We start from the raw sequence: 12541 nt of genomic DNA, 5'->3' as shown, positions 1-12541 counted from the left end.
CATGTTTTTAGATACATACTATTCAGATAAAAGTGGTCAGTTTTCTTTTACTCGTGAACAAGCAAGTGATTTTGCAAAACGAATTGCGGGTGACTTCAACCCTATTCACGATCCAGATAATAAGCGCTTTTGTGTTCCTGGTGATCTACTTTTTTCTGTCTTACTTGCCAATGTTGGTATCAGCCAAAAAATGCGTGTGACGTTTGCAGGTATGATAAATGAGAGTACAGAACTGAGTATTTTAGCCGAATCCGATACCGATTTATCATTAATCGATAGCAAAGGTAAGGAATTTCTTCATCTTGCACGTTCTGGTGAAATTACCCATAACCAAGATTTAATTGCTCAAATAACTAAAAGTTACGTTCAATTTTCAGGAATGAATTTTCCTCATATCATGGTGCCTTTGATGAAATCTAAAGACATGATGATCAACCCTGCTCGACCATTAGTTATTTACGAAAGCATGGAACTTGAGTTCTGCCGACTAGATTTAACAGCACCCCATGTAGAGCTAACAAGTTCAAATATTGATGTTGATGGCAAACGTGGCAGCGTAACGCTGAATTTCTGTTTTAAAGAAAATGGAGAGATTGTGGGTACTGGGCGTAAGCGTATGCTGATGAGTGGCTTAAAGCCTTATTGCCAAGATGGTATCGATGATTTGGTTTCTCGTTTCAACGCAAAAAAAGAACACTACAATAATCTTCAAACAGAAAAAGTTTAAACAGAAGAAATCATATTTTGTATTTCAAAAAGCCCGCCATTAGCGGGCTTTTTCTTAATGATCATTTATTCTATGATCATGTTTTAAAGGAAAATATAATCGTGCTCGTAAACCAGGATTATTATCACTAAACACCAAATCGCCACCATGACGTTTCATCACTGCTTCAACAAGCGATAATCCTAAACCAAAACCTTGATGCGTCCTGCTTTTATCAGCACGGTACATCGGCTCTTTAATGCGTCCTTTATCTTCATCCGATACGCCAATTCCATTATCAATCACTACCACACCAAAATGATCGACGACAACATCAATACTTCCTTCATCAGGTGTATATTTAATCGCGTTTTCAACCACATTATAAATGGCACGAAAGAGTAAACTAGGTTCACCTTTTACATGGTATGGCTCGTCCTCACGAAATGATAAAACTTGTTTCTTTTCATCCGAAATAGGCAATAGAAAATCAACAACATCTTGGCAAACTTGAGATAGACTTACCCATTGCTTATCAATTTTATGTTTCCCCGTGTTGATATGAGAAATTTCCAACATCCCATTGAACATGCTAAGGAGTACTTCCAAATCATCATGGCAAGCTTCTAAGTCTTTGGTAAACGGTGTCGTATCTTTTTCGAGTAAGCTTTCAAGCCGAAGTTTCATTCTTGCAATTGGTGTACGCAAATCGTGCGCCATACCAACCGAGAGTTCCTTTAATGACTCTTCTTTTTTCTCGACTTGTTCAATAAGAAAATTAAGGTGGATAGTCAGTACATCAAATTCATCATCATTTTTACTGACTGGGAGTTTCACCCCTTTTTCGCCAAGGCTAACTCGGTTCATACCATGGTTAACACGCTCTAATTTCCTTAAAATAGAAATTGCAAATAATAGAGCGCCCGCAAGCATCAAAATCACGGGAACCACAATGCCTGAAACTAACATTGGTGTCATGTTTTCTCGGTATGAGCGCATTATTTCAGGATTAACACTAATAATAAGCATTTTATTATTAGGTAAATTTAATGTCTTTTGAAGGTGATTAACACTAAGCTCGGTATCTGATAATACTGCTGGATACGATAGCGTAGTATTCATCTCTGGTCTGTTGATAATCCTATATTCAAGCTCATTTTGGATTTGCTGATGCTCTTTAACAAGATCAGGAATCGCATTAATATGACCTTTTTGAACCATACGCTCAAACAATGTCATTTCAATATTTAACTCTTTTGTTAACTGTTTATTGTAAATAGTTTCTGAATTAACATAAACTTGGTTAATAAACAGTATAAATATAATAGCAACACAACAAATAAAATAGAGTAGAACTTTAAGAATACTCGAACGCGATAACCGATCAGAGCCTGCGTAAGACATAACCTGCACCTCGTACGGTATGGATCAAACTGGGCTCACCACCTTCTTCTAATTTTTTTCGTAAGTTTGCGATATGTACATCGATAACATTAGTTTTAGGATCGAAGTGGTAGCTCCATACCGACTCAAATAAGCTCATACGCGAAACCACACTTTCAGCATGCTCCATTAAATATTGCAGAAGTAAGAACTCTTTTTGCTGCAAATTTAATACGCGAGATCCGCGCCATACCCGATGAGATTTAATATCAAGTCGTAAATCGTCATAGCTATATTCAGATGAAATATTCACACTAGACTGATGGCGCTTCACTAATATATTGGCACGAGCAATGAGCTCAGCTAAAGCAAAAGGTTTCGTTAAGTAATCATCACTGCCTGCCGTTAAACCAGCTACACGGTCTTCTACACTATCCATGGCACTTAAGATTAAGATGGGGGTTTCATTTTCTGTTGCTCGTAATGCTGCAAGTACTTTTAAACCATCAAGTATCGGTAACATTCGATCTAAAATAATCAGTTGATACTCACAACTTGTTGCCATCATTAATCCTTGATGACCATCCTCTGCTTCATCAACCACAAAGCCATGCTCTCGCAATCCTTGCGCAATAAATTCACGCGTAGTGACATCATCTTCAATAACGAGAACTTTCATTTAATACCTAATCATTTCTTCTCACCGCTTATTTTCGCATTATATACATAAGAGATATAATTTTCAGGTAACAGGATCATGGCTTTACTTTTTAAAGACAAAAAAACGGCCTACCAAAAGGTAGGCCGCTTAACGTGATCATAGGGGGAATTATGAAATCACGAATTTCTTAATGCTAACGTCTTAAAGTGACTTCATCTGGTTAGCAATAATTTCAGCTTGAGGGCCAAGGATGACTTGAAGGTTATTAGAACCTACATTTACTACACCTTTAGCACCAAGTTGTTTAAGTTTTGTGTCATCGATAACTGAACGATCAACAATACCTAAGCGTAAGCGTGTGATACAAGCTGAAATATCAGTTAAGTTATCTTTACCACCTAATGCTGCTAGGTAAGCTTTTGCTAAATCTGCTTTGCTTGCAGCATCGTCTTCTGGGTTAGAGTTTTCAGCCGGCGTATCTTCACGACCTGGTGTTTTAAGATTAAACATCTTAATTACAGTAACGAAGATTACGAAGTAGATTGCGCCTACCACAAGACCCATTGGGATAATTTCCCATGAGTTGTGCGCAGCAGGTGCGTTGTAGTTCAAGATGTAATCAATTAAGCCTGAAGAGAAGCTAAATGCCATGTGGATATTCAGGTAAGACGCCACAACAATACTCACACCCATTAAAATAGCGTGTACTAGGTATAATGCTGGAGCTAGGAACATGAACATGAATTCGATTGGCTCTGTGATACCAGTTAAGAATGCAGTTAGCGCAACACTTAACAACATACCACCAACCACTTTCTTGTTTTCTTTCTTCGCTGTTACATAGAATGCAAGCGCAGCACTTGGCAAACCAAACATAACAACTGGGAAGAAACCACTTAGGATGCGTCCTGCTGTTGGGTCACCAGCAAAGAAGCGAGAGATTTCACCTGTTACTACATGGCCATCCGCAGCTGTGTAGCTACCGAATACAAACCAAACCATGCTGTTTAAGATATGGTGTAAACCAAGTGGAATTAATAGACGGTTAGCAACACCGTAAACGAACTCACCAGGTACGCCACTTGTTAGGATCCATTGACCAAGATGGTTAATACCATCTTGAATTGGAGGCCAAATAATGCTGAATGCGTAAGCAAGTACTAAAGCAACTAAACCCGTTACTATAGGCACAAAACGCTTTCCGCCAAAGAAGCCTAAGAACTCAGGTAATTTGATTGCATGGAAGCGGTTATATAGAAGACCGGCGCAAACACCAATAATGATACCGCCAGCAACACCTGGATCAACATCTGGGTTTAACGTTTTAAGTGCCGCCATCAGGATGAAATAACCTACGGCAGATGCAATCGCTGCTGCTGCTGAATTATCTTTCGAAAATCCGGCCCCCACACCCATTGCGAAAAGTAATGCAAGATTGGTAAATACAGCCTGACCACCCGCTGCAATAAAAGGAATATTTAATAGATCAGGTTGTCCAATACGCAGCAAAATACCAGCAATCGGTAAAACTGCAATAGGAAACATAATTGCGTTTCCTAGCTTTTGGAAATGTCCGAGAATGCTCATCCTCTTCTCCACGTTAAAAGTTAAAAGTTAAAAGTTAAAAGTTAAAATTAAAGTAAATTGTTTTAATAACTTAATGATACGCATTGATTCTTAATTGGAATTAAGCAAAAGATTAAGGATTCTTAATGTTTGCTTCTAAAAGCACAATTATGAGTGATAGACATCACAGTTTTATAAATTCTCCAATTTTTCACGTTTAACATGGAAAGAACCAACAGCAAATAATCATGGCTATATAGCATTACACATTCTCTTTGACGCAAAATTTGGCCGTCTTTGTGAAAATAAAATATCATTTCTATGGCACTTTCTTTAGAATTTGATGTCAACCTACTCATACCCTATTACTGATTGACTTTAACCATGATGTCTTTTATCTCTCAAAAACTTGTTAACTATCTAGCATTAGCTTTTTTTGCATTAGCACTTTTCATTGCTATCTCTATATTCCCAGTACCTCTGTTAAGCGATCCCATTAATAATGCGGCTGGCTTATCATTTTCTTTATTAACGGATACGGCAGGTAAACCCTTCTTCCTTATCACAACCGTATTGCTGTGTTTATTACCGGTATTTTTCCGTTTACCTAAAAAACAAATCATTAAGTTGTGGATTCAATTTGCTATTTTGTTGGTACTAAGTTTTGGCGCGAAAACAATCTTAAAGCATGAAACCGCGATCCCTCGTCCTTATACCTATGAACTACAGCGTTTAAACTTAGTCACATCACCTGAAAACTTTTATCAGCTGAATAAAAGCGAAAGAAAAAACGTTGTTAAAAAAGCATCTACCTATATTAGTAAATGGCGCATTCGTAGTTGGGAAGCTGAAACAAACTATTCATTTCCATCAGGACACACAATCTTTGCTGCAATTTGCGTTCTGTTTTGGGGAGGCTTTTTACTACGTACTCGCCACTATTTATTAGCTGGTGGACTTGTAATATGGGCCGTGGGTGTGGGTATTAGCCGTTTATGGCTAGGTATGCATTTCCCATCAGACGTAATGGGCTCCATCTTATCTGCAGCAGTGTTATATTTATTTATACCCGAATGGCGAGTAGATTCTGAGAAATAATAAAAAGGGCTCGCAAGAGCCCTCTTTTACATCCACACAATATTAATTTACTGTACAGGTGTCGCTTTGTGTTCGTATTCAACAATCAATTGATTGCCCGAATACGTTACGTTAGTAATTTCACCATCAAAAATAAACGTATTTTTAATAGATGAATTAGCGCTTTGTCCTGAAGCCATTTGCTCTCGCAGTGACGGTAAAATCAAGATAGGGTCAACATTTAATAGACGACAAAACTCATTGACGAACTGTTGCTCAATCGGTTTAGATCCCCGTAAAATATCTGAAAACTCCAACTGGGTTAAGCCTAGCTTTTTAGCCATTTCAATCTGAGTTATACGCATTTTTGCTTTGTAACTCATCCATGTGTCATGCAAAATTTGACGATCTTTTTCTGTATACAACATAATTAGCCCTAACAGCGCATTTTTATTTTAAAATAGAGTCATTTCCTCTAGTTAGAATAGTTTACGCCTAATTACTAGGTATTAATGTCAAAACCGCGTTAAGCTCTGCTTCGATAACACAGCTCGTTACAACCTCGTTATTGTACTTACATGATGTTCATATATACTTGTTAATAATTAATATTTATAAGCTAATGTTATGTAAGGAATGCTGCTTTTATATGATCACGTTGTGTCGTCATTCAATCCTCACACTCTTTATCATTTTCAGTGTTTTTACTAACGCTGTGATTGCACGCACCATTAGCTTTGATCAAATACCTCAAACACACTGCCTTCAAATGACAACACCATTAAAAGAAGCAGTCCATCCAGATCAATGCTGCGATGAAGATATGCCTATGTTGTCAACGAACATCACGACGCTTTCCTCTTGTGGAATGAGCGATATCGATGATATATCACTGGCTCACAACGATACTGTTAAAGAAAAATCATCATGCTGTAATGACGATGATTGCAAGAGCAAACAAACACAAGCAGCACTGTTAACTTTGTTTGCGTTTTCTGCAGTTGTTAATGACGTGCAATTATATGCAAGTCAAACACACGCACCTATTTATTTTAGTGAAGCACAACTAAGGCCTCCTCTCGTTTAACGAAATAACTAATCGGCATTTGCCACCACTTTATTTTGTTATTTAGCGCGACAATATTCGCGCAACTTGAAGGACTTACAGATGAAAATTTCACATATCTTTGCTGCTACATGCTTATTTGTTACCTCATTGGCTCAAGCAAGTACACCTATTACTGGCACTAACTACCAGTCACCTTACTGTGGTTGTTGTAAAGAATGGGTTAAGCACATGGAAGACAATGGCTTTAAATTAGATATGGTGTACGAAGAAAACTTAACGCCTATTAAAATTAAATTAGGTTTACGTCCTGAATATGCGTCATGCCACACTGCACAAATTGAAGGTTACACTTTTGAAGGACATATTCCAGCAACTGAAATTAAGCGTTTCTTAGAAAGTAAGCCTGAGCGTATGATTGGCCTTGCTGTAGGTGGTATGCCAATGGGTTCACCTGGTATGGAATATGGCGATCAAAAAGACGCCTATGACGTGTTAGCATTTGATAAGGATGGCAACACCATGGTTTGGTCACGCCACAACCAGTAATCGATTTTAGCGATGCATGAAAAGCCCGTACTTGTGACGGGCTTTTTAATGTATCGCATACAGAAACTATACATTCTTACCGTAAGATTCAAATGAATTACTGCATCACAACAGATAACACTATTTTAATTTAACGGCTGTACCAAAAGCCATAATTTCAGATGCGGCATCAGTGACAGAGCTAGTGGTATATCTCACGCCAACAATAGCATCAGCACCAAGTTTATCAGCTTCTGCAATTAGACGCTCTGTCGCAAGCGCGCGTGCTTCCATTAGCATTTCTGTATACCCTTTCAATTCGCCACCCACAATGCTCTTTAAGCTTGCCATAATATCTCTGCCGACATGTTTTGACTGAACAACACTTCCAGTGACCACGCCCAGCAAGGACTCTATTTCACGTCCAGATATTGTTTCCGTTGTTGTGTAAATCATATGGCCTCTGCCGTTGCGTTAGAAACAGTGATAAATGAGAACCTATCACAATAACACCCTCACTCATATGTTATTAAAATGGTAATGATGCATTAGGTGATCAATGCATATGATTAAATCGTAACTCTTTTAATAAGATAACTACACTCAGTTAATATCTACATTGTTGGAGTGATAAATGGAAAGTCAACTTACTATTAAAGAATTTCTTAGAGTATTTGATCATATTCGCTCAATCGGTACCCCCCTAGATAGCAAATACTTGTTGGAAGATATATACGCATGGCATGACTATGACGGTTACACCTGCTGGCTAAATTATCGAGATGTAACGGTCACATTGATGTTTCATGGTTCGCTAAAAGTTGAATACGAGAAACATGCAAACTATGTAGACTTCACTAAGCGTTGTTTATCACTGATTGCCAATAACACGCAAACGGTCAAATAGGTGTTAGTATGAATTTATTATCTATTATCATCACTATCGCCACGATTATTTCTTGTAAAGCATGGAGTTCAGAATTAAAAATGATGGATTTTACCAGTCCGAAAGAATACGAACGTTGGTCTGCCGTAAACGACAACGTGATGGGTGGTATTTCTACTGGGCAATTCACCTATGATGGCAGCGTAAGTCAATTTACTGGTGAGCTATCATTAGCTAACAATGGCGGATTTAGCTCGGTAAATAGAACAGTAGAACCATTAACTAATAACATTAACGCTGTGAATCTGACTTATATTGGTGATGGTAGAACATATCAATTACGGTTTACGACGAGGAAAGATGGTTACCCTATTAACTACAAACATGAATTCGAAACGATTAAAGGGCAACAACAAAGCAAAACTTTTAACTTTAATGACTTTAAAGCTGTGTTTAGAGGAAGGTTACTGAGTGGCGCGCCCGAACTTGTCGCACAAGATATCAAACAAATTGGCTTTTTAATTGCTGATAAAACGCCACTCCCTTTCGTCTTGAAAGTTCAGAGTATTGAATTTCTTAATTTTAAATAAAACTCACTAACACATAATAATATAGGGATTTTATTAGCCAGTCTTCGCTAAATGGTTTATGAAGATGTTTCACTTGTTCTACTTATAAAGCCTTTACAACCACTTATTTGATTATTAACGGGTTAACAACTTATCATTTCGTTTTTTATTCACAATCTTTAAATATTTGTAATAAGTCACGGTATAAGAGCCGTATTTCTCAGATAATATTATTAATACTCAGTATTACTTTCACTATGGAAGATCGATTGTATTTCACGGCTGTATAAATAAAGGTTTGATAACAATGTTTGGACGAAAACGAATAGAAACAGAAAATAAAGCGCTAAAGCAAGAGTTAGCAGACCTTAAAGAAAAGTATCAAGCTGATATCACCGCCTTAGAAGAAAAACTTCAACAAACTCAACAATTAGTTCAATCGGCTAAGCAGGATAACCATAAAAGTGATGAGTTATTGTCGTGCAGTTTAAAAGGTGGCGACATGCTTACAACGATCCGTAATGAGATGGTTGAAAGTGCTCAATCTATGGAACACGAAAACCATCAGCTACAACAACTAGACGAAATGTTTGCACAAACCCATCAGGCACTTTCACGCCTTGATACTCGTGCGGTTAACATCAGCTCTCAGGCCACTCAAAGTACAGACTCTGTAAAAATACTCGATACCACCGCCACTTCTATTTCTCACCTTGTATCAACGATTAAAGAAATTTCTGACCAAACGAATTTGTTAGCGCTCAATGCCGCTATTGAAGCTGCTCGTGCGGGTGAAGCTGGGCGTGGTTTTGCGGTTGTAGCCGATGAAGTTAGAAATTTAGCAGGCAAAGCAAGCGAAGCCAGCGAGCAGATTGACACTCTTGTTAGCCAAGTACTTACGCAAGTGAATGAGATAAAATCATCGATTGATGAAAACCAGTCCTGTGCTGAAGAAGTATCAGCTTCTTCTGCTCAAATCGGTACCATTGTTAATGAAGTGGTTGGCCAATCTGAACATATGCAGCGTGTTATTCATATTGCATCAACGCGTGCTTTTTTAGATACGGTAAAACTTGATCATGCCATCTGGAAAAATAATATTTACAGCTTCCTGCAGCGTGGTGCATTTAATGAAGTTATTAATAGCCACTCGGAGTGTCGTTTAGGTCAATGGTATTACCATGGTGAAGGTAAAGCATTTAGCCATTTAAGAAGCTATGCATTAATGGAAGAGCCTCATAAAGCGGTTCATGAAATGGGGCGTGAAGCGATGAGCCAAGCGAAATCGGGCAATATGTCAGAAGTAGTAACGGCAATAAACGCTATGGAAGAAGCAAGTAAAAAAGTAGTTCTCCAAATCGACAATTTAATGCACGAAATAACACAAAGCTAGTTGATTAGGTTATTTTAATTGCACTCTTGTGTTTATATCGAGTGCTAAAGATTACCTCAAATATAAACGGTGTATAGTTTTTTTACATGCTATACACCGTTGTTCAGATAGGTTTAAGAGCGCAACAATGCCCTCTCACCATTACAGCACTTTGATGGGAAATCATTTACTCAGTTAAGATTCAAATAGCTGCTTATTTGGATCAGAATTAACGACCCACTCAGGATCAATCTCTCGCTGCTCAAGGTAAATCTGTAAGCCATTAAAATACGTAAAGGCTGTTAATTCAGATTCTTTATTAAAATGCTCAAAAAACGCCTCTTCTTGTTCTGCTAATAATTGCAAGGTGGTTGCACCATGCTCTAGCGCCCATTGAATGGCATAAGGTGAAATCATCGTTCGATGTAAGATCAGCTCTTTGATCTCCGAAATAGCGACTTTTTTGTTTTTACAACAAGTACTGCTAGATTCAATCTGCTTGTTGGCTTTTTCTTCCGCTAACAATGCTCGTAAACTCGCTAAACTTGCCGCAATTTCAGCACTTGAATAACCGTAGCTTGTTTTACAAAAACGTAAGGCATACGCCATTTTATCGCGTCCGACTAACTCAATGACCTGTTCCAAATAGGGTTGTGGGATCGCATATGCCGTCGCCAGCTGGATCACGGCATGATTTAAACTTGTATATACAATGCCATCAAATTCAAACTGGAACGCTGTTGTTAGCCCTTCAACAGGAATACCATCAATACTTACCGCCCATCCACGGTAATTGACTCGCTCTTTGGCAATTTCAAACATTGCCCATGCGCTTTCACGAAAACCTTCAAGTGCTTTGCCTTCAAATTCACACTCTTCAAGCTCTTGCTTAGTCCAATTAACACCAATCTGTAAATGCTTTTGATACTTCTTATGCAGTTTCTCTTTTACTTTATCGCGTAAAATATCAAGGCCACTTGCTTTAATTTCTTTCGTAAAACCAAAGCACTCTTGGCAACAAGGCACCATGATAGGTGCAGATTGGCCATCATAATTAGGCTTTGCCATAAACGCATGGCTTTCATAATAAGGTTCGCCACAAAACCAACAGGTATGACGAAACTCAAAAGGCACATCAATCGACACATAATCGGTCGTCATATGGGAGTACTCATTGTTGTGGTAATCGTTGAAGTTGACATGATCTCAACCTTGTATGGCTATTTATACTTAAAGTCGCTGTTTATGGCTAATCTGATTTTATCTTTCATTAGATATAGAGGTGTTAGATATAAAGAAAGGCGTTTACTTGCTCAAAAAGCGATCTATTTTAGCGATCGCTCGTAATACATCATAGGAGGGTGTGTTATGAGTCTTAAACGTTATTTAGATAAGCTATCACCAAAGTTCAAACCTGGTGGACAATACCAAACCTTTTATCCCTTGTTTGAGGCGGTTGAAACTATTTTCTATACCCCTGGACAGGTCAACAAAGGTATTACTCATGTTAGAGATAGCATTGATTTAAAACGCATTATGATCATGGTTTGGTTAGCTGTTTTTCCCGCCATGATTTGGGGTATGTACAACATAGGGCAACAATCTAGTCATGCGTTATTATATGGACTTGATGCGACAGCGGCGCAACAAGCATTGGATTCCTCATGGCGACTTAGCTGGATATGGGGTTCTCTTGACGCCGTTCAGCATTCAAGTTGGATCAGCGATCTCTTAGTTGGTGCTAGCTACTTTTTCCCTGTTTACCTGACTGTATTTATTGTTGGTGGATTCTGGGAAGTATTGTTTGCCATTATTCGGCGGCATGAAGTGAATGAAGGCTTCTTCGTCACCTCAATTTTATTTGCGCTTATTCTTCCTCCGACTATTCCACTTTGGCAAGCGGCGCTAGGTATTACCTTTGGTATTGTTGTCGCAAAAGAGATCTTTGGTGGTACGGGTCGAAACTTCTTAAATCCAGCACTCGCTGGTCGTGCTTTTTTATACTTCGCCTACCCTGCAAATATGTCTGGAGGCGCTGTTTGGGTTGCAGCAGATGGTTATTCAGGGGCGACACCACTCAGTCAGTGGTATGAAGGTGGACAAAATGCACTGACGAATAATATGACGGGGCAACCTATCTCATGGTTTGATGCTTTCATTGGTAATATTCCCGGTTCAATGGGGGAAGTCTCAACCCTATTTATCGCGCTAACAGGCGTCATCTTAATCTTTATGCGAATCGCATCGTGGCGAATTGTACTAGGTGTTTTCATCGGCCTCGCAGGGAGTTCCTTACTACTTAACACCATTGGTTCAAATACTAATTACATGTTCTCAATGCCCTTCTATTGGCACTTTGTTATTGGAGGTGTCGCTTTTGGTACTTTCTTTATGGCAACCGATCCAGTTTCTGCCGCATTTACCAATAAAGGGAAATGGGCATACGGCATTTTAATTGGTGTGATGACCATATTCATTCGCGTGCTAAATCCTGCTTATCCCGAAGGTATCATGCTCGCTATTTTATTTGCCAACTTGTTTGCGCCACTGTTCGATTTTATGACCAAAACAGGAAATATTAAACGCCGTGCTAAACGGGCGGCATTAAAATAGATACCTTCACTGATACCCTTATCAACTATCTGATTACACGATAATCTTTCGTTTCGTGTAATCAGATAATAAGAAAAATATATCAACAGAAATTATCGTTACAGTATGTTGTTA

General features: G+C 38.5%; 14 protein-coding genes. 8 read left to right on the top strand and 6 right to left on the bottom strand.

Features of this window, described 5'->3' with window-relative positions:
- The first annotated feature begins 1 nt into the window (after position 1).
- Positions 2 to 727, top strand: a complete 726-nt coding sequence (locus tag C9J38_RS17375) for a DUF3581 domain-containing protein (protein WP_107208186.1) — start codon at positions 2 to 4, stop codon at positions 725 to 727.
- A 54-nt stretch (positions 728 to 781) separates the two neighbouring features.
- Here the strand turns inward: C9J38_RS17375 and C9J38_RS17370 are convergent, their stop codons facing one another.
- From C9J38_RS17370 to nagE, 3 genes are all read right to left on the bottom strand, one after another.
- Positions 782 to 2110 (bottom strand): HAMP domain-containing sensor histidine kinase, encoded by a 1329-nt coding sequence (locus tag C9J38_RS17370; RefSeq protein WP_107208185.1) that lies wholly within the window; start codon positions 2108 to 2110, stop codon positions 782 to 784.
- A complete protein-coding gene (locus C9J38_RS17365; protein ID WP_107208184.1) occupies positions 2091 to 2768 on the bottom strand; it encodes a response regulator transcription factor in 678 nt (225 codons plus the stop codon). Before C9J38_RS17365 ends, C9J38_RS17370 begins: the two co-directional genes overlap by 20 nt.
- A gap of 183 nt (positions 2769 to 2951) precedes the next feature.
- Positions 2952 to 4337: an N-acetylglucosamine-specific PTS transporter subunit IIBC gene (nagE, locus tag C9J38_RS17360; RefSeq protein ID WP_107208183.1), complete on the bottom strand. Its 1386-nt coding sequence runs from the start codon at positions 4335 to 4337 to the stop codon at positions 2952 to 2954.
- A gap of 363 nt (positions 4338 to 4700) precedes the next feature.
- Here nagE and C9J38_RS17355 point away from each other — a divergent pair, with 363 nt between their 5' ends.
- On the top strand, positions 4701 to 5414 hold the full coding sequence (locus C9J38_RS17355) for a phosphatase PAP2 family protein (protein WP_107208182.1): 714 nt from the start codon (positions 4701 to 4703) through the stop codon (positions 5412 to 5414).
- A gap of 47 nt (positions 5415 to 5461) precedes the next feature.
- Here the strand turns inward: C9J38_RS17355 and C9J38_RS17350 are convergent, their stop codons facing one another.
- A complete protein-coding gene (locus tag C9J38_RS17350) occupies positions 5462 to 5821 on the bottom strand; it encodes a helix-turn-helix transcriptional regulator (RefSeq protein ID WP_105060270.1) in 360 nt (119 codons plus the stop codon).
- Positions 5822 to 6042: 221 nt separating this feature from the next.
- Between C9J38_RS17350 and C9J38_RS17345 the strand changes: the two genes are divergently transcribed.
- Together C9J38_RS17345 and C9J38_RS17340 are read left to right on the top strand one after the other, a co-directional pair.
- Positions 6043 to 6480, top strand: coding sequence for a hypothetical protein (locus tag C9J38_RS17345; RefSeq protein ID WP_107208181.1), 438 nt, complete (start codon positions 6043 to 6045; stop codon positions 6478 to 6480).
- Positions 6481 to 6561: 81 nt separating this feature from the next.
- A complete protein-coding gene (locus C9J38_RS17340; RefSeq protein WP_107208180.1) occupies positions 6562 to 7008 on the top strand; it encodes a DUF411 domain-containing protein in 447 nt (148 codons plus the stop codon).
- A 120-nt stretch (positions 7009 to 7128) separates the two neighbouring features.
- On the opposite strand, the gene C9J38_RS17335 is transcribed toward C9J38_RS17340, so the two are convergent.
- Positions 7129 to 7443 (bottom strand): heavy metal-binding domain-containing protein, encoded by a 315-nt coding sequence (locus C9J38_RS17335; protein WP_107208179.1) that lies wholly within the window; start codon positions 7441 to 7443, stop codon positions 7129 to 7131.
- 178 nt (positions 7444 to 7621) lie between these two features.
- Here C9J38_RS17335 and C9J38_RS17330 point away from each other — a divergent pair, with 178 nt between their 5' ends.
- From C9J38_RS17330 to C9J38_RS17320, 3 genes are all read left to right on the top strand, one after another.
- A complete protein-coding gene (locus C9J38_RS17330; protein WP_107208178.1) occupies positions 7622 to 7894 on the top strand; it encodes a DUF3081 domain-containing protein in 273 nt (90 codons plus the stop codon).
- A gap of 8 nt (positions 7895 to 7902) precedes the next feature.
- Complete coding sequence (locus C9J38_RS17325; protein WP_370444647.1) at positions 7903 to 8463, top strand: CIA30 family protein; 561 nt, start codon at positions 7903 to 7905, stop codon at positions 8461 to 8463.
- Positions 8464 to 8749: 286 nt separating this feature from the next.
- The gene (locus tag C9J38_RS17320; RefSeq protein ID WP_107208177.1) at positions 8750 to 9835 is read left to right on the top strand and encodes a methyl-accepting chemotaxis protein; all 1086 of its coding nucleotides are present in this window, start codon (positions 8750 to 8752) and stop codon (positions 9833 to 9835) included.
- A gap of 174 nt (positions 9836 to 10009) precedes the next feature.
- Here C9J38_RS17320 and C9J38_RS17315 read toward each other — a convergent pair whose 3' ends face one another.
- Complete coding sequence (locus tag C9J38_RS17315; protein ID WP_107208176.1) at positions 10010 to 10975, bottom strand: hypothetical protein; 966 nt, start codon at positions 10973 to 10975, stop codon at positions 10010 to 10012.
- Between the two features lie 207 nt (positions 10976 to 11182).
- Here C9J38_RS17315 and C9J38_RS17310 point away from each other — a divergent pair, with 207 nt between their 5' ends.
- On the top strand, positions 11183 to 12427 hold the full coding sequence (locus tag C9J38_RS17310) for an NADH:ubiquinone reductase (Na(+)-transporting) subunit B (RefSeq protein WP_107208175.1): 1245 nt from the start codon (positions 11183 to 11185) through the stop codon (positions 12425 to 12427).
- Positions 12428 to 12541: the final 114 nt, after the last annotated feature.

The sequence above is a fragment of the Photobacterium sp. GB-210 genome, assembly GCF_003026075.1.
Taxonomy (GTDB): Bacteria; Pseudomonadota; Gammaproteobacteria; order Enterobacterales; family Vibrionaceae; genus Photobacterium.
This window is presented reverse-complemented; position numbering and strand designations above follow the sequence as displayed.

Coding starts and splice junctions, on each gene's coding strand:
- C9J38_RS17335 (WP_107208179.1), bottom strand. CDS start 7,443: ATGATTTACACAACAACGGAAACAATATCTGGACGTGAAATAGAGTCC.
- C9J38_RS17320 (WP_107208177.1), top strand. CDS start 8,750: ATGTTTGGACGAAAACGAATAGAAACAGAAAATAAAGCGCTAAAGCAA.
- C9J38_RS17310 (WP_107208175.1), top strand. CDS start 11,183: ATGAGTCTTAAACGTTATTTAGATAAGCTATCACCAAAGTTCAAACCT.
- C9J38_RS17345 (WP_107208181.1), top strand. CDS start 6,043: ATGATCACGTTGTGTCGTCATTCAATCCTCACACTCTTTATCATTTTC.
- C9J38_RS17330 (WP_107208178.1), top strand. CDS start 7,622: ATGGAAAGTCAACTTACTATTAAAGAATTTCTTAGAGTATTTGATCAT.
- C9J38_RS17375 (WP_107208186.1), top strand. CDS start 2: ATGTTTTTAGATACATACTATTCAGATAAAAGTGGTCAGTTTTCTTTT.
- C9J38_RS17365 (WP_107208184.1), bottom strand. CDS start 2,768: ATGAAAGTTCTCGTTATTGAAGATGATGTCACTACGCGTGAATTTATT.
- C9J38_RS17350 (WP_105060270.1), bottom strand. CDS start 5,821: ATGTTGTATACAGAAAAAGATCGTCAAATTTTGCATGACACATGGATG.
- C9J38_RS17340 (WP_107208180.1), top strand. CDS start 6,562: ATGAAAATTTCACATATCTTTGCTGCTACATGCTTATTTGTTACCTCA.
- nagE (WP_107208183.1), bottom strand. CDS start 4,337: ATGAGCATTCTCGGACATTTCCAAAAGCTAGGAAACGCAATTATGTTT.
- C9J38_RS17355 (WP_107208182.1), top strand. CDS start 4,701: ATGATGTCTTTTATCTCTCAAAAACTTGTTAACTATCTAGCATTAGCT.
- C9J38_RS17315 (WP_107208176.1), bottom strand. CDS start 10,975: ATGACGACCGATTATGTGTCGATTGATGTGCCTTTTGAGTTTCGTCAT.
- C9J38_RS17370 (WP_107208185.1), bottom strand. CDS start 2,110: ATGTCTTACGCAGGCTCTGATCGGTTATCGCGTTCGAGTATTCTTAAA.
- C9J38_RS17325 (WP_370444647.1), top strand. CDS start 7,903: ATGAATTTATTATCTATTATCATCACTATCGCCACGATTATTTCTTGT.